Source organism: endosymbiont of unidentified scaly snail isolate Monju (assembly GCF_000801295.1).
Lineage (GTDB): Bacteria > Pseudomonadota > Gammaproteobacteria > Chromatiales > Chromatiaceae > MONJU.
In genome coordinates, this window is record NZ_AP012978.1 from 1,965,287 (window position 1) to 1,990,428 (window position 25,142).

Here is a 25,142-nt window from a genome sequence, read left to right on the forward strand (position 1 = left end):
GTGGAGTTAACCCCCTGGCCCCTGGCGCGACATCCGAGCTGGTTGCGTCCTGACCGGGTGGCGTTATACTCGTGCGGCCCATGCCGGGGTGGTGAAACTGGTAGACACAGGGGATTCAAAATCCCCCGCCCTCACAGGCTTGCGGGTTCGAGTCCCGCCCCCGGTACCACAAGCAATCCAGCCAGTTACGCCATACCCGTAACTGGCTGTTTTTTTTGAATTTTTGTTTTTGCTTATCCGCGCACATTCGCTATTATCCGCCCATATCTGTCACAAATTGTCGTCACAAATTGTCATAAATTTGTCACGCGGAGCGGTGGAGATGGCCACGATCTGGAAGCGGAAAACAGGCCAGAAAACGGGCTGGACAGCCCGTGTTCGGCGAGCTGGTCACAGCGTCTCGAAAACCTTCCGAACCCGGCGCGAAGCCGAGGCCTGGGCGGCCAACATCGAGCGCGACATCGAGACGCGCCGCGCCGGTATCGCACACACAGTGCGCCAACCTTTCGCCGACGCGGTCCATCGCTATCGCAGCGAGGTATCCGAGCCCCCCCACCTTCTCGCCGCTGGCACTTGCTAACAGGCTGTTGAAAAACTCCCGGATTTCCGCAAGATCACCCCAGACCCCGATGCGTAAGTTGGATTGACGATGCGAGGCCCCGACATACAGCAAGAGACGCTGTTCAGCACGGTAAGCCCGGAACAGCGGGTCCCGAAGGACCATCCGCTGCGCCCCATCCGACGGATGGTCGATGAAGCCCTCAAGGCGCTGGACGGAGAATTCAATGCCCTGTACGCCGACAGGGGGCGGGACTCGATCCCGCCTTCGATGCTGCTGCGGGCGCAGCTGCTGATGGCGCTCTATACCATCCGCAGCGAACGGCAGCTGGTCGAGCAGATCGACTACAACCTGCTGTTCCGCTGGTTCGTGGGTTTCTCCATGGACGACGAGGTTTGGCACCACTCGATCTTCACCAAGAACCGGGATCGGTTGCTCGAAGGCGAGGTAGTGCACAAGTTCTTTGCCCAGGTGCTGGAACAGGCCCGTGCCGCCGATCTGCTCTCGAAGGAACACTTCAGCGTGGACGGCACGCTGATCGAGGCCCTGGCTTCGCTCAAGAGCTATCGTCCGAAGGACGAAGACGCCCCCCCACCCAGGGCGGCGGGCGCAATCCCACAGTGGACTTCCGTGGCGAGAAGCGCCATCGGGAAACACATGAATCCAAGACCGCCCCGGATGCCCTGTTGTTCAGGAAGAGCAAAGGCACCACCGCCAAGCTAAGCTACATGAGGCACCTGCTGATGGAGAACCGCCATGGGCTGGTGGTTGATGCCCAGGTGACCCAGGCGACCGGCACAGCTGAACGGGAGGCCGCCATCGCCATGGTCGAAGCGCTCGCCGGCACGCACTGGGCGACGGGGCCGGCGCGGACAAGAACTACGACACGAAGGGCTTCGTGGAGGCGATGCGCTGTACCAACGCTACCCCTCACGTCGCCCAGAACGACACCAACCGCTCATCGGCCATCGATGGACGCACCACCCGCCACGCCGGTTACCGAACCAGCCAAACTACCGCCAAGCGGATCGAAGAATGCTTCGGCTGGCTCAAGACCATCGGCGGGTTGCGCAAGAGCCGGTTTGTGGGACGTGAAAAGCTGGACTTCCACTTTGTGCTGGGAGCAGCCGCCTACAACCTGGTTCGGATGCGCAATCTGGGGGTGGCGGCATGTTGATGGCCGCGATCCGAGGGGTTGGTGTGCCTGGAAACGGACAAATCGGACGAAATTGGCCAATTTCTTGCCAGAGGGCGGGAATCGCCGTGCTTCGTCCGCTGCTCACCACCAGGAAGGCTGCATCAGTCGGGTTGTTTTCAACGGCCTGCTAGCAAATATCCCGCTGCGGAAGGTCGCGAACGTCTGGGATCCATCGATATCGAGTGGCGGTTTTGAAAGACGGGCCTGGCATGGTTTGAGGAAGGTTTCATTGTTGCAGGGCAGATTACTCAGAGGAGACTGAAAACGATGATTACAGCACTGGTATTGATCAAAGCGGAAAAGGGTGAGGCATCGAATCTCGCGGCCAGGCTTGGAGAGATCGATGAAGTGGTCGAGGTTCTTTCAGTTGCGGGCGACTACGATCTGACTGCCAAGTTGCAGGTGAAGGAATATGAGCACCTCTCCGATATCGTGTCGGATGAGATCCAGCAACTCGATGGCATCGCATCCACCAGGACCATGATGGCCTTCAAGACCTACAAATTCAGCGGGCTGGAAGAAAGCGCGCCTGTCACTTCCGAGGCAGCACCTGCCCAAAGCGGTCCGGCCGCGGTATTGGAGGACGGGAAGAAGATCATCAAGCCCGTTTTGTCCCAGTTGACGCAGGGGTTCGACCTGGAAAAGAACGAAATCCATTCCCTGATCGATGCCATTGGAAAAGATCAACTCTCCGATGTTCAGATCGCAGGCTTTCTGGTCTCGCTGCTTTCCAAGGGCCCCAGTATCAAGGAGGTGGCCCATATTGCGCAGGCCATGCGTAACAACTGCATCCCGTTCCAGCCCCAAGTGGAAGGAGAAATCACCGACACCTGCGGCACCGGGGGCGGGTTGACCACCTTCAACATCAGCACGGCGAACTCGATACTCGCGGCCTCGGCAGGCATCCCTGTCGCCAAGCATGGCAGTCGTTCGATTGCTTCATCGTCTGGGAGCGCAGACGTGCTGGAAGCGCTGGGTGTAAAGATCGACCTGTCCATCCCACAGGCGACGCGTCTGATTGAGGAAATCGGCATCAGTTTTCTTTATGCGCCCAATTTCCACCCGATCATGTTGAAGGTGTTCGGGCCCGAGAACCAACTGGGGATCAAGACCATCTTCTTCACCATCATCGGCCCCCTGATCAATCCGGCAGGCGCTCGCAACCATACGATGGGCGTATACAAGCCCGAGCTCGTACACATGGTGGCTGAAGTTGTGAAGGAGATGGACTTCAATCACGTCATCGTGGCGCATGGCCTCGACGGCCTCGACGAGATCTCCCTGCTGGGCAAGACCGCCATCGCCGAAGCCAAGGACGGCACCATCAAACGCTATGAAATCAGCCCGGAAGATTTTGGCATGAAGCGCTGCTCCATCGAGGACATTGCAGGCGGATCACCGGAGTTCAATGCGCAGGTCATCAGGGATATCTTCTCCGGCGCCGACAAGGGACCGCGAAGGGATGCGGTGGTCCTCAACAATGCAGCGACTTTGTATGTGAGTGGCCTGGTTCCCAGTATTCAGGAGGGTATCGAGATGGCCAACTCGCTGCTGGATTCCGGTGCCGCCATGAACAAGCTCGAAGAGCTTATCCGGGTATCCAATCAGGTGTGACGAACATGCCCATCAATAAAAGACCGTCTTTGGCGGCCTCCATCAGGGAACGTCAGAAGCAGGGTCACTTCCCTGTCATCTCCGAGTTGAAACCGAGATCGCCGAAAGAAGGCGATCTGTTTCGGGGTCGGGACCCCCTGACCCTGGTTTCGGAGATGGGCACCTGCCCGGTCGCCGGCATCAGTGTGGTTACGGAACCGCTGCATTTCGGGGGGAGTATGGATCTGTTGCGGGATGTGATATCTCATGTTTCGCTGCCGGTTCTGCACAAGGATTTTGTCACCGATCCAGAGCAGGTGAAGGAATCAGCGAAGGCTGGAGCTTCAGCCATACTGATCATCACCTCCATGTTGGATGATGCACAGATCGAGCTCCTCGTCGCAGCGTCAAGAAGGCATGGCATAGAGTCCCTGGTTGAGGTGCATACGGCTTCCGAAATGGAGCGGGTGGCGGATCTCGATTACGACCTGCTCGGGATCAACAACCGGGATATCACGGTGCTTGAAGTGGACGACATGGATGTCAGTTGGACCGAAACCCTGGCGCCGCTGAAAGGAGTAGACAGGCCGCTGATCAGCGAGAGCTCCATTTCCGGCCCTGAAGATATCGTCCGTGCCGGCAGGGCGGGGGCGGACGCCGCGCTGGTTGGCACTGCCGTGTTGCGGGCACCGGATATTTCGCAGTTCCTGAATCAGCTCATCGGGGTCGGCTGGCCGGTATGACTCGAATCAAGATCTGCGGCCTGACAAACGAACAGGACGTTCACCTGTGCGCCTCGGCTGGTGCAGATGCACTCGGTTTCGTGGTGGAGTACCCGGTGGAGGTTCCTTGGAATCTGAATCGTGAAACCGCCCGCAGACTCATGGCCCGGATGCCGCCCTTTGTCACCAGTGTTGCGGTGGTGGGTGACGACCCAGACCAGGTTCTCGGCATTGCCGAAACAGTGAAACCGAACGTGGTGCAACTGCATGGTCGGGAGCCGTTTGCGGTCACCGCAGAGATGATCCGGGGGCTGAAATCACTCGGGATCGGGGTTATAAAGGCCCTGCGCTTTTCAACCGACAGCGGTGAGCTCGATTACGACCTGGCCGATCCGATCGAGGCCTGTCACGCCCTTGCCGAAGCGGGTGCCGACGCCATCGTCGCCGATTCCTTCACCAGGTCCCGGCCGGCGGGAACAGGCAAGCGCTTCGACTGGAAGGTGGCGCGTTTTCTTGGCGACAAGACACCGATTCCCCTGATCCTCGCTGGCGGCCTGACCGCAGAGAACGTGGGCAGGGCCATTGTTGAGGTGAACCCCTACGGGGTGGACGTCATATCGGGCGTCGAAGGCAGGGATCATAAAAAGGACCCTGACAAGGTGAGGGCATTTGTCCAGGCGGTAAAATCAACGCGTTGTCGAGCCGGTGATTAACAGGCCGTTGAAAACAACCCGACTGATGCAGCCTTCCTGGCGGTGAGCAGCGGATGAAGCACGGCGATTCCCGCCCTCTGGCAAGAAATTGGCCAATTTCGTCCGATTTGTCCGTTTCCAGGCACACCAACCCCTCGGATCGCGGCCATCAACATGCCGCCACCCCCAGATTGCGCATCCGAACCAGGTTGTAGGCGGCTGCTCCCAGCACAAAGAGGCTGAAGCTGGGGCGAGAACACCACATCGGATTGAGCAAATGCCGATTCGTCAAAGGCAGCAAGAAGCTGAAATAGAGCTCTGACAGTGTCGCAGGCGTGTCACAAGATATGATTAAGTGATTGATTTGACGTGAATAGATGAGTCCCGCCCCCGGTACCAATCTCTGGCCGCATCCAGGCCGCCTCGCAAGAAAACGCCCGGGATTCCCGGGCGTTTTCTGAGTGGGCTTGCCGAGCCTCAACGATTGCTCTCGGATACGATCATCCAGCGACCGTTCTCGCGACGCAGGCGCAACACCTTGTTACTGACGTCACGGTAGTTGTGCGCCCGGTAACGCTGGCGGAACCGTGCAGTCGCATTGTCTCCCTGCACGCTCACCTCGATATCGTCAATATCCACCTGGATATTGTGAGCACGGCCAATGACGCGACGCCGGGCCGTGCGCCAGGCCGAACGACTGCCCTTCGCTGGCTTGAAGGCACTGGAATAGAAACTGAAATAGTTGTCCACGTTACCCGAGGCCCAGGCTGCGGCCCAGTCCTGGATCCTGTTGACCACTTCTCCCCCCGGCGTGATGTCCGCCTTGACTGTCGTCGGTGCTGCCGATTCCGTGACCTGTTGACGGGGGATAGCCGGCCCAAAATCCTCCACCTTGAGATCGTAGGCAGCGTATTGTCCGAAGGACTTCAGCTCTTCATCGCCCCGACCCGGTCCCTGGGGCATCTCGGCACCCAGCACACCGAGCAACCGTCCCATGCCGGCCAGAATACGGTACTGGGCATAGAGGTTGTCATATCGGGTCTCGACCAGGGACCGCTTGGCCTCGAACAGCTCGTTCTCGATGTTGAGCAGATCGACCAGGGTTCGCTTGCCGATATTGAATTGCTTCTCGTAGGCCTTGCGGGTGGCAGTGGTCGCCCGGACATAATCGATCAACGAACCCAGTTGCGAACGAGTCGCCTGGTAGGCTGACCAGGCCAGGCGCAGGCTCTCGACGACTTCCCGGTAGGTCTGGTTGCGCACTTCCTTGGCTTCGTTGAGCAGGTGTGCCGTCTGTGCCTTGCGGGCCCTGTCACGCCCCCCGGAGTAGAGGTTGTAGCGCAACCGGATCAGGGCACTCAGGTCCTTGTTGGTCCCCTTCAATCCGTTCTGGTCGTCACCCCAGTTGCTACCCAGTTCCAGATCGAGCTTCGGGTAGTCGTTCTGGCGGGCAGCCTCATGCTGGGCCAGCGCGGCCTTCACGTCGGCCTTGGCCGATCGGAGCGTGGGGTGTTCGGCCAGCGCAATCTCCATGGCCTCGGCCAACGACATCGGCAGATTGCGCTCCAGACCCGAAACCGGCTGCAATTCGGCGGGGGCTGGCATGCCGACAGTACGCAGATAACGGGTCTCGACGTCTTTCAGGTTGACCAGGTCGGAGAGACGACTGGCCTCGGCATTGGAGCGCCGGCCACTCACCTGGTCGAGGTCGACCGAGCTGCCGATACCGGCCTTGTAACGTAGGCGAATCTGGCTCTCGGTGCGCCGATGCGCCTGCAGGTTGTCTTCCGACAGGCGCAGAAGCTCACGATGCCGCAGCACATCGAGATAGGCCTTGATGGCATCCAGCGCCACATTCTGGCTCACACCCTCGGGCCGCCGGGCTACCGACTCGTAACGGGCCTGCTGACGCGCCACCTCGCTGTCGGTGGCATAGCCATCGAACAGCATCTGGGAAAGCCTGGCCCCCGCCTCCTTGCGGATCAGACTGCGACCGTCCTTGTAACCGGCATTACGGGTGGCCGCGTTATCGTTCCACTCCCACCCCCCGGCGGCCGTGATGTCGATTCGCGGCTTGTAACCGGCCTTCGCCTGCTCTATCTGCTGCGCGCGCGCCTGCAATTCGTTGCTCTGTACGCGAACATCGGGATGCGTTGCCAACGCCTCGCGCACCGCGTCATTCAGCGTCACCATCTCGCTACCCATGGCGGCATCCGTGCCAGCCAATCCCGCGCACAAGAACAGGACGATTAGAACCCTACGCATTCCTCGCCCCCCAAGGTCGTTTTGTTTTCCGACCGACTCCCGGTCGAATCCATTACCGCGATGCATCCGATGCAAATGACACACCACCTTTGCGGACACAAGCCGCCGGGAATGCCATCACGCACCCAGATGTGTGGCCACTGCCACAAAACCGCGCCACAAGGCGTGAAGGTCGTCACAAAACGACAGTCATACCCTTCCCAAATTATCCAGACCCGGGAAACCAAAGGCACGGCCTCGACGACAGCGAAGAGACCGGTCCACGACTACCCACCTCAGGAGCCCGCAGCAAGACGGGCGCACGCAAAAAAAAACGCCACGTCATGCAACGGGGCGTTTCCATCCTCCTCCGGGCTTGTTCTACGCAAGTCTCGAAGTTGATACGGAGTATACCCGTTCCTCATCCTCGCGCAACACAAAATGTCGCCTGCGACAGGCTCATCCGGGCGATTCTCTGCTCAGTTGCCGAACAAACCGGCTGCGCAGGTCCAGACGCGACAATATCAACGAGGCAAGGACCAGGCCGTAGAGACCCGGCTCCAGCCAATCGGCCTTGACCAGCCACCAGAAGTGCAACACGCCCAGCGCGGCCATCGGATAGACCAGCCGGTGCAGCCTGGCCCATCGTCGCCCCAGCCGGCGCATCGCCGCTCGCGTGGAGGTGAGCGCCAGCGGCACCAGCAGCAACCAGGCAGTGAAGCCAACGGTGACATAGGGTCGCTTGGCGATGTCTTCCCACATCGAGGTCCAGCGCAGTTCCTGGTCGAGCACCGTCCAGATCAAAAGGTGCACAGTGGCATAGAAGAATGCGTAGAGCCCCAGCAGGCGGCGCAGGCGCAGAGGCCAGGCCTGTCCCAGCAGACGCCGCAGGGGCGTCATGGCCAGGGTGATCAGCAGAAAACGCAAGGCCCAGTCGCCGGTGACATGGGTGACCGTCTCCAGCGGGTTGGGCCCCAGATCGTCGAGCACCGCGCCGCGCACCAGCAGCGCAAAGGGCAGCAGGCAGGCGACAAACAGCAGCGGCTTGAACAGCCAGCGGAACAACCAGCCGGGTCGCATCAGTAGAACCGCCGCAAATCCATTCCCTTGTAGAGGTGCGCGACCTCCTCGGCATAGCCGTTGAACATCAGGGTCTTGTGCTTGCGCGCGAACAGGCCCTCGCCGATGCGTCGCTCGTATTTCTGGCTCCAACGTGGGTGATCGACGTTCGGGTTCACGTTGGCATAGAAGCCATATTCCTCGGGCTGGAGCACCGCCCAGGTGTTGCGCGGCTGCTGCTCGGTGAAGCGGATGGCGACGATGGACTTGATGTTCTTGAAGCCATACTTCCACGGCACGATCAGGCGCAGCGGTGCCCCGTTCTGCCCCGGCAGCTCCACCCCGTACACCCCCGTGACCAGCAAGGTCAGGGGATGCATGGCCTCATCGATGCGCAAGCCTTCGACATAGGGCCAGTCGACGATCGGGCGCCGCAGGCCGGGCATCTGCTCGGGATCGGCCAGGGTCTCGAAGACCACGTATTTCGCTTTGGAAGTGGGTTCGAAGCGTGCGAGGAGGCGCGCCAGCGGAAAACCGTCCCAGGGCACGATCATGCTCCAGGCCTCGACGCAGCGAAAACGGTAGATGCGCTCCTCCTGCGGGATCTTCAGTACATCCTCGATATCGATCACCCCCGGCCTGGCGCACTCACCTTCCACGCGAATCGACCAGGGTCGGGGACGCAAACGGTGGGCATTGCGCGCCGGTTCGCGCTTGCCCGAGCCCAGCTCGAGAAAGTTGTTGTAATGGGTGATGTCGTCGAAATCGGTGGGCTCCAGGTCCTTGCCCCAATCCGTGTCCTTCAGGCCGGGCAGGCGCCGCCCCTCGGATGGCGGCGTCACCAGGGCGCGGGCCGAGGGCAATGCCGCGCCGATACCGGCCGCCGCAGCCATCGCCAGCAGCTGGCGACGCTGGCGGAAATACCGCTCGGGCGTGACGTCGGATTCCTTGAGATCGCCGGGGCGCCGGATACGAATCAGCATGGGGTACCTCTGTGACGATGGACTTCGATTTCGTCCGGTTCTGACCGTCTGCCGACAGGAAATATTGCAGGCGGTCAGCGCTGACGATCGCGCACGTACCACAACACCGGCAGCAAGGCGCCGAAGAAGGTCACCAGCATGGACAGGCCGCCAGGACCGAAGCGCATCGCCGTGGCATAGCCCCCGACCCCGCCGAGCAGGACCGAAAGCAGGAAGGTGCGCGCCAGCAGGCAGATTCGGCAGGAAGTTTTCATATTTCTAGTCTAGCCGAAACACAGACAACCGAACGCTTTGTCAGACCACACGATACGGGCCAGGGTTCAGGGTATACACGCCTACGAAATCCACTGTTTTGTCCAGCGCTCCTACGGGTAGGAGGCCCGTCCCCGGGCCGAACCGTTCGCGGGAAGGACGCCGCTCCTGCGGGTAGCGGGAAGTATGAATCAATAATGCGGTGGCGGAGCGTCCTCGACCGCCTCGCCGACCTGCTCGGACAGCTCGCGCAGCTGCGTCTCGAGCTGGTCGATGCGCCGGATCAGTGCCGCGATGCGTTCGTCCTGCGCCAGCGACTGGCGGGTGAACTCGTCGATGGCCGCCTCCTGGTGGGCCAGCCGCTCCTGCAGATCGACGATCACCTGGTCCATCAGCCCACCCAGCGCCGGGCATTGCGGAACAGGCGCATCCAGGGGCCGTCCTCACCCCACTCGTCGGGGTGCCAGCTGTTGGTCACGCTGCGGATCACCCGCTCGGGGTGCGGCATCATGATGGTGACCCGGCCATCGGCATTGCACAGGCCGGTGATACCCTCGGGCGAGCCGTTGGGGTTGGCCGGATAGCGCACCGCCACCTGGCCGTCGTTATCGATGTAACGCAGCGCCACCTGCCCCGCCACCGCCTCGAGCTGTGCCGGATCGGCGAACTCCGCACGACCCTCGCCGTGAGCCACGGCAATGGGCATGCGGCTGCCGGCCATGCCCTCGAGCAGGACAGACGGCGAGTCGGCCACCTCCACCATCACGAAACGCGCCTCGAACTGCTCGGAACGATTGCGCACGAAGTGCGGCCAGTGTTCGGTTCCAGGAATCAGCTCCTTGAGGTTGGAGAGCATCTGGCAGCCGTTGCACACACCCAGGGCGAAGCGGTCGTCCCGCTCGAAAAAGGCGGCGAACTGTTCACGTGCCCGCGCATTGAAAAGGATGGATTTGGCCCAACCCTCCCCGGCACCGAGCACGTCGCCATAGCTGAAGCCGCCGCAGGCGACCAGCCCTTGGAAATCCTCGAGGCCTGCGCGCCCGGCAAGGAGATCGGACATGTGCACATCCACCGCCTCGAAACCGGCCTTGTGGAAGGCCGCGGCCATCTCCACCTGGCCGTTCACCCCCTGCTCGCGCAGGATGGCCACCCGCGGCCGGGCACGCTCGATCCAGGGCGCGGCGATGTCGTCCTCGGGGTCGAAGGTGAGTTGCGCATGCAGCCCCGGATCCTCGGCGGTGATGCGCTCGAACTCCTCCTGCGCACAAGCCGGGTTGTCGCGCAGCGCCTGCATCTCGCGGGTGGTCTCCGACCAGTACTGTTGGAGAACGGCGCGCGTGGAGTCGAACACCGGCCGCTCGCCATGACGGATGACGATGCGATCATCCTCGCGCAAGGTACCGATGATCTGCGAGCAATGCCCCAGCCCGGCCTGCTCGAGGCGCAGCAACACATCGTCGGCGCCCTCGTGGTGGACCTGGATCACCGCCCCCAGCTCCTCGTTGAACAGCACCGCCAGATCGTCGGTGGACAGGCCCGCCAGGTCGATGTCCAGGCCGGCGCGACCGGCAAAGGCCATCTCACAGAGGGTGACGAACAGGCCGCCGTCGGAGCGGTCGTGATAGGCCAGCAGCAGGCCTTCGGCGTTCAGTTCCTGGATGGCCGCGAAGAAGCGCACGAGCAGTTGCGGGTCGTCGAGGTCGGGCCCCTGCTCGCCGATCTGCTCGAAGACCTGCGCCAGGGCGCTGGCGCCGAGGCGGTCGCGGCCCTCGCCCAGGTCGATCAGGATCAGGTCGGTATCGCCCCGGTCGCTGCGCAGCTGCGGGGTCAGGGTGGCGCGCGCATCGCGCACCGGGGCGAAGGCGGAGACGATCAGCGACAGCGGTGCGGTCATCTCCCGCGGCTGTCCATCCTGCTGCCAGACGGTCTTCATGGACATCGAATCCTTGCCCACCGGGATGGCGATACCCAGCTGCGGACAGAGTTCCAGTCCCACCGCCCGCACCGTGTCGTACAGGCGCGCGTCCTCGCCGGGATGGCCAGCAGCGGCCATCCAGTTGGCCGACAGCTTGATGTCACCCAGCCGCTCGATGGCCGCCGCGGCGATGTTGGTGATCGCCTCGCCGACCGCCATGCGCCCCGAGGCGGGCGCATCGAGCAGCGCCAGCGGGGTGCGCTCGCCCATGCTCATGGCCTCACCGGTGTAGCCGTTGTAGTCGCTCAGCGTGACCGCCACATCGGCCACCGGCACCTGCCAGGGCCCGACCATCTGGTCGCGCGCCACCATGCCGGTGATGGAACGGTCGCCGATGGTGATGAGGAAGGTCTTGTCCGCCACCGTGGGCAGGCGCAGCACGCGCGCAGCGGCCTCGGCCAGATCGACTCCCTCGCGCGCGAGCGGCGTGGCCGGATAGGGCTCGTGCTGCACTTCGCGGGTCATCTTCGGCGGCTTGCCCAGCAGCAGCGAGAGCGGCATGTCGATGGGCCAGTTGTCGAAGTGCCGGTCGTGCAGGCGCAGCACCTGTTCTTCGGCGGCCTCGCCGACGATGGCATAGGGACAGCGTTCGCGCTCGCACAGGGCCTTGAACTGCTCGAGCCGCTGGGCATCGACCGCCAGCACGTAGCGCTCCTGCGACTCGTTGCACCAGATCTCCATCGGTGACATGCCCGGGTCGTCGCTGGGTACCTCGCGCAGTTCGAAGCGCCCGCCGCGACCGCCATCGTTCACCAGCTCGGGCAGGGCATTGGACAGGCCGCCGGCGCCCACGTCGTGAATGAACAGGATGGGATTGTCCTCGCCCATCTGCCAGCAGCGGTCGATGACCTCCTGGGCACGGCGCTCCATCTCGGGGTTGGCGCGCTGCACCGAGGCGAAGTCCAGGTCCTCGGCCGAGGTGCCCTGTGCCATCGACGAGGCAGCGCCTCCCCCCAGACCGATGAGCATCGCCGGGCCGCCGAGCACCACCAAGGGCGTTCCCGCCGGGAAGGCGCCCTTCTCGATGTGTTCGGCACGGATGTTGCCCAGGCCGCCGGCGAGCATGATGGGCTTGTGGTAGCCGCGCAGCTCCTCGCCCACCTGCTGTTCATAGGTGCGGAAATAGCCGCACAGGTTGGGGCGGCCGAACTCGTTGTTGAAGGCTGCCGCACCGATCGGCCCCTCGAGCATGATGTCCAGTGCCGAGACGATACGCCCCGGGCGACCGAAATCACGCTCCCAGGGGCGCTTGAGGCCGGGGATGCGCAAGTTGGAAACCGAGAAGCCGCACAGCCCGGCCTTGGGCTTGCCGCCACGCCCGGTGGCACCCTCGTCGCGGATCTCGCCGCCGGCGCCGGTGGCCGCCCCCGGATCGGGTGAGATCGCCGTGGGATGGTTGTGGGTCTCGACCTTCATGAGGATGTGGATGTCCTCGTCGTGGTCGGCATAGACGCCACTCTCGGGCATGGGAAAGAAACGCGAGCCCTCGTGGCCGGTGATCACCGCTGCGTTGTCCTTGTAGGCCGAGAGCACGTTGTCCGGCGAGGACTGCGTGGTGTGGCGGATCATGCGGAACAGCGAGTGCTCCTGTGGCTCGCCATCGATCACCCAGTCGGCGTTGAAGATCTTGTGCCGGCAATGTTCCGAGTTGGCCTGCGCGAACATCATCAACTCCACGTCGCTGGGATTGCGCCCCAGCGCGCGAAAACTGTCCACCAGGTAGTCGATCTCGTCGTCGGACAGCGCCAGCCCCAGCGCAGCATTGGCCTGCTCCAGCGCGGCACGCCCACCTTCGAGCACGTCCACGGTGGTCATGGGCCGCGGCTCGGCGCTCTCGAAGAGCACTTCGGCCTGCGCCAGATCATCGAGCACCACCTCGGTCATGCGATCATGCAGCAGCGATGCCACCTGCGTGCGTCGCCCGGCATCGAGTTCAGCATCCTCCAGGTAGTAGGCAATACCGCGCTCGATGCGATGCAACGCCGCCAGCCCGCAATTGTGCGCGATATCAGTGGCCTTGGAGGACCAGGGCGAGATGGTGCCCGGGCGCGGCACTACCAGCAGCAGTTCGCCTCGCGGCTCGTGCGCAGGCAGTGCCGGACCATAGCGCAGCAGGCGATCAAGCACCTGGCGCTCGGCGTCCTCCAGTGGCCGCTCGAGATCGACGAAGTGCACGAACTCGGCATACAGCGACAACTCGATACCGGTCGCCTCGGCGATCCGCCGGGTCAGCTTCTGCAGGCGAAAGTCGGACAGCGCAGGCGCGCCACGCAGTGTGAGCATCACAGGGCCCTCGGGCGATCTTGTGGAAGGGCGCCATGATACCGCCGGCGGCTGTCTCAGAACAGGTCGATACCGCCGCTCTCGTGTTCAGCAGGCGAGGAGGTTTCCAACTGCACCGCCGGTTTCTCGAGGCGCGGACGCATGGACTCGTCCCAGCCGTCCTCGGAGAGCACGAAGTACGAAACCTTCTCGCGCAACGCCGCACCCAGCTTGCGCAGATCGGCCTCGGAGACGGCATGCACACCGTTTTCTGCCACCACGCTCTGGTTCAGTTCGACCAGGGCCAGAACATTCTGGCTGGCCTGGTCGGCCACCGCCTGCTGTTCCTGCATGGCCTGGGTAATGGCGTCCGAGAGCTTCTTGATCTGTGCCACGGCCGAGGCGATGTCCTCGATCTGGCTGCTGGCCACGGCCATCTGCTCGCGGGTACGTACGGCACTGTCACGGGTCTGGCGGATCTGCCCCACGGTGCGCTCGGATTCCGCTCCCACCGAGTCGGCCAGTTCACGGATCTGCGCCGCCGCCCCCTGGCTCTGTGCAGACAGCCGTCGCACCTCGTCGGCCACCACCGCAAAGCCGCGACCGTGTTCACCGGCGCGCGCCGCCTCGATGGCCGCGTTCAGTGCCAGCAGGTTAGTGTTCTCGGCGATCTCGGTAATGGTCTGGGCGATGCTGCGGATCTCGGTGTTGACGTTCGCCAGCACGTCGATCTGGCTCGCCGCCTGGTCGGTGGCACTGGCCAGTTCTTCCATGCTGTCCGCTGTCAGCCGCACCGTCTCCAACGAGTCGTCAGCTGCCGCCACCGCCTCGCTGACCGCCTGGCCGATTTCCTGGTTCTGTTCGTGTACCCGGATCCGCATCTGCTCCAGGGCTTCGACCGAAGCGGCAACCTCGCTGCCATATTGGTTCTGCAGGTGCGACTTCTGCTGGATCATCATGTAGCCATCGGCCAGCTCGCGCGACATGGGTACCAGGCGGCTTGCCGACCGGGCGATCTCGGTCAACTGGCGATCGGCCGCAGCCAGAAAGCGGTTGAAGCTCTCGGCCACCTGTCCAGTGAGGTGGCAACGACGATCGAGATACACACGTTCGCCGCGGTGCAGGCCGTCGATGAAACGAGCCAGCGGGGCCGGCACGTCCGGGCGCGGCAACAGCCAGCCCGAAAAGGTCGCCACCATCACCCAGGAGGCCAACGCAAGCGCCTGCCAGCCATCGACCAACCAGAAGGCCGGTGCTGCCAGCACCAACCCCACTCCGAAGGTTGCGATAACACGGTACGGCTTGTTCTTCATTCTTCCGCTGCACTCCAGGAAAGGGACGCTCTTTGAAGCGGCCTGTCCGCCTGAAGCTTTAACGAAAAGTCGAAAAAATCCATCGCTCACCGTCAACAGGCGTGCGAAGAAAGCGGTTCAGGGGCCTCCCAGCTCGAACCAGGCACTGACCTGATCCTGCGCCAGCAACGCCAGGCGAGCGGCAATATCGGGAACTGCCCGGCACAAGACCTGGCTGGCCAGCCCGGGGCGGTTGTTCTTTTCGCTCAGGTGACCCACGACCAGGTGTCGCAACGCGGCATGGTCGATGCGGCACAGAAAGTCCGCCGCCTGGGCGTTGTTCAGATGGCCGTAGTCGCCGCCGACGCGCGCCTGCAAGGCCGGCGGATAGGGACCGTTGGCCAACATCACCGGGTCGTGGTTGCATTCCAGCAGCAGGGCATCGAGTTGCCGGTAACGTGCGGCGACGTACGGTGTATGACTACCGAGGTCGGTGAGCAGGCCGAGCCGCAGGTCACGGTGCTCGACGACGAACTGAGCCGGCTCGCGTGCATCGTGCGGGACCGGCACCGGCTCGATCCGCAGCTCACCCACGCGGATCGACCCGCCGTGGCTGTTGAACAGGTGCAGTTCGGGAAGCGCGCCATAGTCACGCGCGTGCCAGGTCCCATGACTCATCCACACCGGCACGCCCAGGGCGCGCGCCACCGGCCCCACTCCCCGGGTGTGATCGCCATGCTCATGCGTCACGAACACGGCGTCGATGGCATCGGGATCGACCCCGAGCAGGGCGCAACGCCGGCGCAGTTCCTTTAGAGGGTATCCACAATCGACCAGCACCAGGGTGTCGCCACCCTGCACCAGGATGGCATTGCCCCGACTGCCACTGCCTAGCGAGGCGAAGCGCAGCATACCGGGCCGGTACTCAGCGGATCTGTTCCTTCAGCAGGTTGAGAATGCGCTTGGCCGTGGGCGTGGCGTCGCGCTGCCCCTTGGCGTCGAGCACGACCACCTCGGTATTGCCACCCTGCTCACGCAGCTGCACCTGGTACTCGATGTTGCGATCCGGCTTGTCGTCACCCCAGAACTTGAGCCTGGAGAAGAAGCCCTTGCTCTCCTGCTCGGCCGCGGGGTCGTTGTAACGCACGTAGTAGATGCCAGCGGAGCGGTTGCGGTCCTCGACAGCGAAGCCTACGCGATCCAGCGCCAGTCCGACCAGGCGCCAGGCACGGGTGAACTGGTCGCCGATGATCAGCTTCACCCCGTCACGTCCCTGAACCAGTTGCGACTGTGGCTTGTGACGGCGCGCCCGGGCCGCCACCCGCTCGCGCTCCTCGGTGGCGCCAAGGAAGACCTTGATTCGGCGCAGCATCACCGCCTCGAGGTTGGGATCGCGCGGGCGCGGTTTCCAGACGGTGTTCTCGGCATCGCCCCTCGAATCGGTGACCAGCTTCTCCTGCATGCCGTAGTGCGTCAGGTAGATCTCGGTCTGGTTGTCGCCGGCCTTTTCCAGGCGCACCCGATACTGGTCGCGCAGGCTGGTCTCGTAGAGACCGTCGAAGGTCTTGCGGATGAAGTCGGTGACAAAATCACGCGTGATGTTGGCCCGGTTCTCCAGCCAGGCGGTGCGCATGATGCCCAGTTCGGGGTCCTGCTCCTCGAGCAGAATGCCCTGGTCTTCCCAGAAGGCGAGCAGCTTGTCCCACACCGCGTCGGCCGGTCCTTCGACCACCAGCCAGCGCGCATCGCCATCACGCATCTCGCGCACCTTGGGATGCTCGGGCAACACCGCGTCACCGGCACGGCGACCACCTTCCACACCACGCAGCCTGCGGTCGGTAACATACTCGGAATAGTTTGTCGCCACCCCGGCCGTGTTGTCGGGCACGCTCATGAGGTCGTTCATCCGGGTCGAGGTGAGATCCGGCGGCACCTCCAGGTTCTTCGATGCCTGTTTTTCGCGCTTGTATTCCACGGCCTTGTCCGGCACCAGCTCCTCCGTATCGATGCTGCTGCAGGCAGTAACGACCAGGGAACACAGGGTCAGGACCAGGAGTCGGCGGGTATTGTTCATGTCGAGTCTTTCTCCACGCGAGCCTTCGTCTCGCGCCTCAGGATTTCCGGGATAGGCCCGCCCGTTGCAAGGCCTCGGCGAGGGCCGCCTCGTGTTCGGAAGACAGCCAGGTGAGCGGCAGGCGAATGCCCTTGTCGATCATGCCCATCCACCACAATGCCCACTTCACGGGGATGGGGTTGGACTCGACGAACAGGGTGCGATGCAGGGCCGAGACCCCGGCGTCGAGCTCTGCCGCGCGCGCGGCATCGCCAGCCAGCGCGGCAGCGCACATGGCGTGCATGGCCGCCGGCGCCACGTTGACGGTAACCGAGATGTCGCCGTCCGCACCGGCGAGGATGGCCTCGCGCGCGGTGGCGTCGTCCCCGCTGTAGATGGCGAAGCCCGGTCCGGTCAGCTCGCGGATGCGGGTGATGCGTGACAGGTCACCGGTGGCCTCCTTGATGCCCGTGATGTTGGGCACCTCCGCCAGGCGCGCCACCGTCTCGGCCAACATGTCCACCGCGGTACGCCCGGGAACGTTGTAGAGGATCTGCGGAATATCCACCGCCTCGGCGACCGCCTTGTGATGCTGATACAGACCTTCCTGAGTCGGCTTGTTGTAATAGGGCGTGACCAGCAGGCAGGCATCGGCACCCGCGGCCTTGGCGCAGCGGGTGAGCGCGATGGCTTCGCTGGTGGAGTTGGCGCCGGTGCCGGCGATCACCGGGATACGCCCGTCCGCCAGCTCGACGGTACGACGGATCACGTGACAATGCTCTTCCTCGTCCAGCGTGGCCGACTCGCCGGTCGTGCCGACCGAGACAATGGCGTCGGTCCCCTGTTCGACGTGCCAGTCCACCAGGCGGGCGAGCGCCTGCTCATCGATGGCGCCGTCCGGCGTCATCGGGGTCACCAGCGCAACGATGCTGCCGCGGATCATGAGCTACTCCGAATTCGATGCAAGGTCAGGATTCTAGCAGGGACGAAAGGCCGCGGGGAGCCGCTCAGCCATCGTCCATCTCCAGGTCCTCACGCACTGCCTCGATACCGGCACGCGCACAGGCCTCATCGGTCTTGCCGCTGGGCGCCCCAGAGACCCCCACCGCACCCAGCAGGACCCCGCCAACCTGTACCGGCACCCCGCCGGCGGACATCACCAGGCCGGGCACCCGCCCAATGGGCGTATTGGCACGACTGCCGAGTTCCGACGTTGGCACACCGAACATGGCGGCCGCATAGGCATTGCCCTGGCTGATCTCCAGGGCAATGCGCGGCGCGATGCTGTCGCGCAGCACCACCTGGGGGATGCCGTCACGATCGACCACGGTGACGGCGACCTGAATGCCCTTGTCGCGACAATCGGCCAAGGCCGCATCGGCGATCTGTCTCGCCGTCTCCAGCGACAGACGCTTGAGCGATACTGTCAGACCCTCCTCGGCTGTCACGCCTCCGGAGAACACCATCATCCCGGCCGCCAGGCCCGCAAGAAACCGTTTGATCATCTCCCCCTCGAAAGGTTTGCTCATCTTCTTCTCCTCCTCAATGCTTACCGCTCGCCACCATAATGCGAACGTACATAGTCTTCGACAATCGCCTGGAACGCCTCGGCGATACCTTCCCCCTTGAGCGTCACGGCCTTCTCGCCGTCGATGTAGACCGGCGCGGCCGGACGCTCGCCAGTCCCCGGCAGGCTGATGCCGATATTGGCATGCTTGCTCTCGCCCGGACCGTTGACCACGCAGCCCATCACCGCCACGTCCATGGTCTCGACCCCCGGATAGCGCTCGCGCCATACCGGCATCTGCTCGCGCAGGTAGGACTGGATGTCCTGCGCGAGCTGCTGGAAATAGGTGCTGGTGGTGCGTCCACACCCCGGACAGGCGATCACCGCCGGCATGAAGGCACGCAGCCCCATGGATTGCAGGATCTCCTGTGCCACCCGCACCTCCTCGGCACGGTCACCGCCCGGCTCGGGCGTGAGCGAGATGCGGATGGTATCGCCGATGCCTTCCTGCAACAATACCGCCAGCGCGGCGGTGGAGGCAACGATGCCCTTGGAGCCCATGCCGGCCTCGGTGAGCCCCAGGTGCAGCGCATGATCGGTGCGCTCCGCGAGCAGGCGATAGACCGCAATCAGGTCCTGCACACCGCTCATCTTGCACGAGAGGACGATATGGTCACGCGACAGGCCGAGCGCTTCGGCCTTGTGTGCGCTCTCCAACGCCGAGGCCACCATGATTTCGCGCATCACGGCATCGGCATCCAGCGGTTCAGCGCGCTGCGCGTTCTCGTCCATCATGCGCGCTACCAGTGCCTTGTCCAGCGAGCCCCAGTTGACGCCGATGCGTACCGCACGGTCATAGCGGATGGCCGTCTCGATCATGGACGCGAACTGGGCATCCTTCTTCTCACCACTGCCCACGTTGCCAGGATTGATACGGTACTTGGCCAGCGCCTCGGCGCAGGCCGGGTGTTCTGCCAGCAGGCGATGACCGTTGAAGTGGAAGTCCCCGATCAGCGGCACCTCGACCCCGGCCGCGTCCAGTGCATCACGAATCCGCGGCACTGCCTCGGCTGCTTCCGCCGTGTTGACAGTGAGTCGAACCAGTTCGGAGCCGGCGCGTGCCAGCGCCCTCACCTGTGCGACTGTGGCCTCGACATCCGCCGTGTCGGTGTTGGTCATCGATTGCACCACCACCGGCGCACCACCGCCCACCGCCACCTTGCCGATGCGCACCTGTACTGTCCTGTGACGCGAAATCATGCCGAGTGCTCCCGAACGGGCTGGAAAGGGCGAAAAGTGTAGCAGCGACCCGCCCGGGGCGTCACCGTGCTCTCCGTTTGTGTTGGGTTGTTCGCGGCGAGGACGCCGCTCCTGCGCATAGGAGACCCGTCCCCGGGCCGAATGTTCGACAGGTCCAATAAAAAACCCGGCGCCCTCGCGGGTCGCCGGGTTGGATCATCGGGACGCGAACCGTCAGTTCTTGTCCTTCAGGCGGTTGATGCCCAGCAGGCTGAGGATGTACTTCTCGTAGATGGGCTCGGAACTGCCCTTCTTCATCTTGCGCAGGAAGTACTTCTCGAAGGCGATCTTGGCCAGGTGCACCCACTTGCCCTTCTTGAACCAGGCAACATTGCGCGGCGGGATCTGCGGCAGGGCCACGAAGGCCGCACCGGTATCACCCATGTCAGCCAGGCAGATGGCATTCCAGGTGCCCTTCTGGTCCGGCTCCTTGCCCTCCAGCTCGTTGGCGATGTTGCGCACGATGGCAGTGACCATGGACTCGATCATGTGGCCGGTCTTGGGGGCACCGGTCGGCACCGGCGTAGCCTCCACCGGCGGGATGGCGATGCAGACACCAGCCGAGTAGATGCTGGGGTACTTGGGGTTGCGCTGGAAATCGTCCACGAACACGAAGCCGCGCGGGTTGCACAGCTCGAGCACGTCAACCACGGCACCCACGCCCTTGAAGGCCGGCAGCATCATGGCGAAGTCGAACTCGATCTCGTGCTGTTTCTTGACCTCGGCGTCCTCGGAGAGCTCGTCGCAATAGAGCTTGCCCTCTTCCACCTTGGTGGTCTTGGCGTTGACGATCCAGTCGATGTGGTGACTGCGCATCTCGGACTCGAGCATGCCCTTGGAGTCGCCCACACCACCCAGGCCGAGGTGGCCGATGTAGGGCTCGGAGGTGACGAACCTGATCTTGTAGCGATCACGTACCTTGCGCTTGCGCAGGTCGGCATCGACGATGAAGGCGAACTCGTAGGCCGGGCCGAAGCAGGACGCGAACGGCATGGCGCCGATGACGATGGTGCCGCTGCCCTTCTCGAGCAGCTTCTTGTAATTCTCGTATGCCTTTTCGGCATGATCGACGGTACAGATGGAATCGGTGTGGGCGTCCGGACCAGAGCCCTCGACCTCCTCGAAGGCCAGGCGCGGGCCGGTACAGATCACCAGGTAGTCGTAATCGAGCGTCTCGCCCCCCTCGAGCTCGAGCTTCTTGTTCTCGGCATCGACCTTCTCACAGCGCTTGGCGACGAAGTTGATGCCCTTGCGCTCCAGACGCGGCTTGATGTCGAAGGTGATATCGCTGCGGTCACGCCAGCCAACGGCGATCCAGGGGTTGGACGGCACGAACTGGAAGTACTCCCGTTCGTTGACCACGGTGATCTGGTGTTCACGACCGAGCGCGTCCCTCAACTCATAGGCGGCCGGCATGCCGCCGGTACCCGCACCTAATACAACAATATGTGCCATTGATATTGACCCTCCAAAAATGCCAACAGGGTGGCCATGGCGCGGCAGGCACCATCGCGAAGCCACCACAAAGTTCTACAGCGCTGATCCTCGGGCGATTACAAACGGCGTCTGGAGACGCTTCTTAAGCTTTCCGGCAACGTCCCTGCACCGGGGCTCGCCTGTTGTCGTTATGTACTTTGTGACCGGATCCAGCGATACCCGATCCCGGCCGATACTACCACAAAGCCCTTTCGTCGGGCACGGAAATTCTGACACATCTGACAGAAAAAGTGGCGCCGGCCGGCGTCATTCACAGGTCGCCGTTCACTCCGGCATCGATGATGCTGTAGATGGTATCGCGCACCTGCTTCGCCAAGGGCTTGAGGTCATCGGGAAGGTCCACCGCATGCAACATCATGTCCATGTTCATGGTCACCAGCCAACCCTTTCCGTTCTCGTCCTCGAGCACCGCGATACGGCAGGGCAGGAAACCGGCGAAGATCAGATCGTGCTCGACCATACGCTTGGCGATCAGCGCGTCGCAGAAGGCCAGGATACGTATGTAACGGGACTCCTCGCCCATTGCCTTGACCTGCTCGGACAGGGGCAGGTCGGCCACCAGCTTGAAGTTGAGCTGGTTGGCGCGCAGCTTCATGGAGTCGATGGCGTCCTCGATGGTCACGTCCTCGGCCAGGGGAAAACGCTGGATACTGTTGGCGACCATTTGACGGGCGACCGTCTCGTCGAACGGCGGAGTGTCGATCCTCTGTTTCTCGGCCGCCTGAACGTTCAGCATAACCAGCAGCAACAGGGATAATAGGGCAGCGATTCTCATGGCCTCTCCTTGTACTCGGCAGGGTAGATGCACGCAGTATGCCGCAGATTCACACGACGGGTAACGCGGACAAACCCTGACCTTCAGCGGGATCCCCGGGTCAACCGCCGCCACAACCAACCCTGGGGCGCCGGCTGGCCAGTGCGCACGTAGTCCAGCGCGGCATCGTGCCCCAGGTTCCAGGCCAGGCGGGTAAAGGCGGATTCCTGGCCCACCAGCAGCAGGTGATCACCCGCCGCCAGGCGGAAATCGTCGCCCGGCACCAGGATACGCTCGCCGCGACGCTCCACCATCAGCGCCATGCAGCAGAGACTGCGCTCGCGCGTCCAGGGATCGCGCAGCACCTCGCCCAGGCACACCGGCTCACCCTCTTCCAGGCGGCGCAGCAGGGCATCGGCATGTCGGGCATCGACCTCCAGCTCGCGCACGAGGGGGACCTGATCACCCAGCAGGGCGATAAGCCGGGCGACCAGTTCGCAGGCCCAGTCGTTCTCGCGATGCGCCGCCAGAGAGAAGAAACGCGAGAGCATGGGCGTAGCCAACAGGACACGGATGCGCTCGGCGATGATGGCGCTGGGCTGCATCACCATGTCCGCGCTCACCGCATGCACCAGGTCGCGGTTCTCCGACTGGTTCTGGCGCAGGATCACGAACAGGTCGGGACGCAGCTCGCGCGCGGTCATGACGATGGACAGGTTGTTGGCGTCGTCGTCGGTGCCGGCGATCAGGCCCACCGCCTCGTCGATGCCGGCCTCGCGCAGGGTCCGGGCCTCGGTCCCGCGCCCCAACACATAACCCGGCGGGGGCTCGCCGGTGATGTCGGGCCGCGCCTCGACCACGGTGAACTCGATACCCTCGCGCGCCAGCCGCGCCACCATGGCCTTGCCGAAACGGCCATAGCCACAGACCAGCCAGCGCCCCTCGGCCGGCGGATAGACCGGCTCTTCCAGCGCCGCACCACGTTCCCCTCCCACCCAACGCTGCAACAGGTAGAGACAGGGCATCTGCAGGGCCAGCACCAGGTACCGGGCGAAGGTCTCGAAGGGATCGACGATCTCGTCGGTGCCGAAGGAGGCCATGTTGTCCTCGACGTCACGCGAATCGGCGCGGCAGATCACCTTGATGTTCGGATGCAACAACTTGCTGGTGATGGCGATCTTGAGGTTGATCAGGTTGTCGTCGGTGACCGCCACCACCCCGGCGCAGGCCGGGTGCGGCAGGCCGGCCTCCTGCAGGTGCAACGGATGGCGCGCGTCGGCGGCCAGCGCCGGGACATAGTCGCGCAGGTCCTGCAGCTGGATCATGGCGATGCGCTCCTCGTCGCAGTCGAGCACCACCACGTGCTGTCCCCGCTCGGTGAAGGCGCGCACCAGGGTCTGCCCGGTCTCGCCGTAGCCGCACACCAGGTAGAAGGGCTCGCGCATCTGGCGCACCTTGCGTGCAAACAGGCGCTCGGCCACCGCGCGCTGGAAGGTCTTGTCCTGCAACAGCGAGATGATGGTGCCGATGGCATATAGCCAGGCAATGACCGTGACGTAGATGGAGAAGGTCACCCACAGGCGCTGGGCATCGGAAAAGGGATAGGGGATCTCGCCGAAGCCGATGGTGGTGGACATGAAACTGACGAAGTAGAAGGCATGGAAGATGTCCATGTACCAGACGTTGCCGTCGGCATCCTGCCCCGGGATCAGCGTCATCCCCAACACCGTGATCGCGTACACCGCGACCAGCGTGAGCAGCGGCAGGCGCATGCGCCGCATGATGAGGAAGACGATGTTGTTCATGGCCCCGGTCCGGCCTCAGCGGCGCAGCATCACCGTCTCGATGATGAGCAGGATCACCGAGACCACGTTGGCCAGCATGGCGCCGGCCGACAGCGAGACGATGCTGGCGGTGACCGTCTCGGTCAGCCCCCGCCGTTGACGTGTACCGCCATCACCCAGACCAGCACCGCGGCGAACAGCTGCATGATCGCCACCAGGCTGGTGGCCAGCAGCACCGCGAACAGCTCGTAAACATGATGATGTGCCGGATCGTCGATCCCACCCAGCACGAAGCCGAAGTTGAGCGTCAACGACAGCACGATGAAGAAGCCGAAGATTACCTTTTCCGGATTCATCTGTCCCCCGTCCCCATTTGGTATCTTCCACCGATCCTAGCAAACCCCCGCGCGGGGGGCTCGTGCACATGCAGGATGCCAGACCGGACGCTTCCGACCAGACAGAGAGGCCATGCCAAGCGACACACCATCACGACCGCTACCCGCCATCGTCCTGGTGATCACCGCATGCGGCGTGCTCGCCGGCATGGATGCCCTGGGCAAGCACCTCCTGCAACACCTGCCGGCGGCGCAAGTAGTCTGGGCACGCTATACCTTCCACACCGTGCTGGTGAGCCTGCTCTTCGGACTGCGCCACCACCACGCGTTTCTGCGCCCGACCCATCCCTGGCTGCAATTGCTGCGCGGCCTCTGCCTGCTGGGCGTCACCCTCGGCATCTACCTGGCACTCCGCCGAGTACCGCTGGGTGACGCGACGGCCATTCTGTTTCTCGCCCCGGTACTGGTGACCCTGCTCGCCGGGCGCTGGCTGGGCGAGCCGATACGCACACTGCACTGGCTGGCCCTCGGCCTGGGCCTGGCCGGCGTGCTGGCGGTGATCCGCCCCGGTTTCCGCGCCTTCGACCCGGCACTGCTGTTGCCGCTGGGCTCGGCACTGCTGTTGGCGGTGTATTTCGTGCTCACCCGCTGGTTGCACGGGCGCGACCGCACCCTCACTACCCTGTTCCACACCACGGTGGCCGGCAGCCTGGTCCTGAGCTTAACCGCGCCCCTCTACTGGGTGCCACCGCAGCCCGGGGAATGGCCCCTGCTGGCGGCCATGGGCCTGCTTGGGGCGAGCGGCCACCTGATGCTGATCCGCGCCTTTCACCTGCACCAAGCCTCGGCCCTGTCGCCCTGGCTGAACGCACAGGTCCTGGCCGCCGCGCTGTATGGTCTGTGGCTGTTCGGCGAGCCACTGGGCCTGCCCTTCCTGCTCGTCGCCAGCCTGATCGTGGCCGCCGGCCTGCTCTCGCACCGTGCCTCCCGCCCATCTTAGACGAAGGTCGAATGTCGCAGCCGCGCGCCTTGACCTACGATAGGCGGTTACACTGCAGGCGCGCCGATGCCCTATCATTCGG

General features: G+C 63.6%; 19 protein-coding genes, 1 tRNA gene and 2 pseudogenes. 6 read left to right on the forward strand and 16 right to left on the reverse strand.

The window, feature by feature from the left end:
- Positions 1-82: 82 nt before the first annotated feature.
- The 5 genes and pseudogenes from EBS_RS09450 (at position 83) to EBS_RS09470 (ending at position 4,785) form a co-directional block, all read left to right on the forward strand.
- Positions 83-169 (forward strand) — tRNA-Leu (locus EBS_RS09450).
- 480 nt (positions 170-649) lie between these two features.
- Positions 650-1,736 (forward strand): annotated as a pseudogene (locus EBS_RS09455) (IS5 family transposase).
- A 288-nt stretch (positions 1,737-2,024) separates the two neighbouring features.
- A complete protein-coding gene (gene trpD, locus EBS_RS09460) occupies positions 2,025-3,371 on the forward strand; it encodes an anthranilate phosphoribosyltransferase (protein WP_081999911.1) in 1,347 nt (448 codons plus the stop codon).
- A gap of 5 nt (positions 3,372-3,376) precedes the next feature.
- Positions 3,377-4,093 (forward strand): indole-3-glycerol-phosphate synthase, encoded by a 717-nt coding sequence (locus EBS_RS09465; protein ID WP_043109622.1) that lies wholly within the window; start codon positions 3,377-3,379, stop codon positions 4,091-4,093.
- The gene (locus tag EBS_RS09470) at positions 4,090-4,785 is read left to right on the forward strand and encodes a phosphoribosylanthranilate isomerase (protein ID WP_043108433.1); all 696 of its coding nucleotides are present in this window, start codon (positions 4,090-4,092) and stop codon (positions 4,783-4,785) included. Before EBS_RS09465 ends, EBS_RS09470 begins: the two co-directional genes overlap by 4 nt.
- A 456-nt stretch (positions 4,786-5,241) precedes the next feature.
- Here EBS_RS09470 and EBS_RS09475 read toward each other — a convergent pair whose 3' ends face one another.
- The 16 genes and pseudogenes from EBS_RS09475 to EBS_RS09550 form a co-directional block, all read right to left on the reverse strand.
- A complete protein-coding gene (locus tag EBS_RS09475) occupies positions 5,242-6,969 on the reverse strand; it encodes a TolC family outer membrane protein (RefSeq protein ID WP_171816233.1) in 1,728 nt (575 codons plus the stop codon).
- Positions 6,970-7,467: 498 nt separating this feature from the next.
- On the reverse strand, positions 7,468-8,088 hold the full coding sequence (locus tag EBS_RS09480) for a protein-methionine-sulfoxide reductase heme-binding subunit MsrQ (protein WP_043108434.1): 621 nt from the start codon (positions 8,086-8,088) through the stop codon (positions 7,468-7,470).
- Complete coding sequence (gene msrP, locus EBS_RS09485; protein WP_043108435.1) at positions 8,088-9,050, reverse strand: protein-methionine-sulfoxide reductase catalytic subunit MsrP; 963 nt, start codon at positions 9,048-9,050, stop codon at positions 8,088-8,090. The genes EBS_RS09480 and msrP overlap by 1 nt, the downstream gene beginning before the upstream one ends.
- 74 nt (positions 9,051-9,124) lie before the next feature.
- Complete coding sequence (locus tag EBS_RS09490) at positions 9,125-9,304, reverse strand: hypothetical protein (protein WP_043108438.1); 180 nt, start codon at positions 9,302-9,304, stop codon at positions 9,125-9,127.
- Positions 9,305-9,493: 189 nt separating this feature from the next.
- Positions 9,494-9,694, reverse strand: coding sequence for a SlyX family protein (locus EBS_RS09495; RefSeq protein WP_043108439.1), 201 nt, complete (start codon positions 9,692-9,694; stop codon positions 9,494-9,496).
- Positions 9,694-13,560, reverse strand: coding sequence for a phosphoribosylformylglycinamidine synthase (purL, locus tag EBS_RS09500; RefSeq protein ID WP_043108440.1), 3,867 nt, complete (start codon positions 13,558-13,560; stop codon positions 9,694-9,696). The genes EBS_RS09495 and purL overlap by 1 nt, the downstream gene beginning before the upstream one ends.
- Before the next feature lie 56 nt (positions 13,561-13,616).
- Positions 13,617-14,852: a methyl-accepting chemotaxis protein gene (locus EBS_RS09505; RefSeq protein WP_043108442.1), complete on the reverse strand. Its 1,236-nt coding sequence runs from the start codon at positions 14,850-14,852 to the stop codon at positions 13,617-13,619.
- A gap of 117 nt (positions 14,853-14,969) precedes the next feature.
- Positions 14,970-15,743: an MBL fold metallo-hydrolase gene (locus EBS_RS09510; protein ID WP_070104736.1), complete on the reverse strand. Its 774-nt coding sequence runs from the start codon at positions 15,741-15,743 to the stop codon at positions 14,970-14,972.
- A 13-nt stretch (positions 15,744-15,756) separates the two neighbouring features.
- Positions 15,757-16,905, reverse strand: a complete 1,149-nt coding sequence (gene bamC / locus EBS_RS09515; RefSeq protein WP_043108443.1) for an outer membrane protein assembly factor BamC — start codon at positions 16,903-16,905, stop codon at positions 15,757-15,759.
- 37 nt (positions 16,906-16,942) lie between these two features.
- Positions 16,943-17,827, reverse strand: a complete 885-nt coding sequence (gene dapA / locus EBS_RS09520) for a 4-hydroxy-tetrahydrodipicolinate synthase (protein WP_043108444.1) — start codon at positions 17,825-17,827, stop codon at positions 16,943-16,945.
- A gap of 64 nt (positions 17,828-17,891) precedes the next feature.
- Complete coding sequence (locus EBS_RS09525; protein ID WP_231892793.1) at positions 17,892-18,413, reverse strand: GlcG/HbpS family heme-binding protein; 522 nt, start codon at positions 18,411-18,413, stop codon at positions 17,892-17,894.
- Between the two features lie 20 nt (positions 18,414-18,433).
- A complete protein-coding gene (ispG, locus tag EBS_RS09530; protein WP_043108445.1) occupies positions 18,434-19,651 on the reverse strand; it encodes a flavodoxin-dependent (E)-4-hydroxy-3-methylbut-2-enyl-diphosphate synthase in 1,218 nt (405 codons plus the stop codon).
- 213 nt (positions 19,652-19,864) lie between these two features.
- A complete protein-coding gene (locus tag EBS_RS09535) occupies positions 19,865-21,145 on the reverse strand; it encodes an NAD(P)/FAD-dependent oxidoreductase (RefSeq protein ID WP_043108446.1) in 1,281 nt (426 codons plus the stop codon).
- A 292-nt stretch (positions 21,146-21,437) separates the two neighbouring features.
- Positions 21,438-21,962, reverse strand: a complete 525-nt coding sequence (locus tag EBS_RS09540) for a DUF302 domain-containing protein (RefSeq protein WP_043108448.1) — start codon at positions 21,960-21,962, stop codon at positions 21,438-21,440.
- An 83-nt stretch (positions 21,963-22,045) separates the two neighbouring features.
- The gene (locus EBS_RS09545; RefSeq protein WP_043108449.1) at positions 22,046-23,746 is read right to left on the reverse strand and encodes a potassium channel family protein; all 1,701 of its coding nucleotides are present in this window, start codon (positions 23,744-23,746) and stop codon (positions 22,046-22,048) included.
- A 15-nt stretch (positions 23,747-23,761) separates the two neighbouring features.
- A pseudogene (locus EBS_RS09550) lies at positions 23,762-24,081 on the reverse strand (DUF6394 family protein).
- Positions 24,082-24,193: 112 nt separating this feature from the next.
- On the opposite strand from EBS_RS09550, the gene EBS_RS09555 reads away from it, so the two are divergent.
- The gene (locus tag EBS_RS09555; protein ID WP_043108451.1) at positions 24,194-25,060 is read left to right on the forward strand and encodes a DMT family transporter; all 867 of its coding nucleotides are present in this window, start codon (positions 24,194-24,196) and stop codon (positions 25,058-25,060) included.
- The last annotated feature ends 82 nt before the right edge of the window (positions 25,061-25,142 follow it).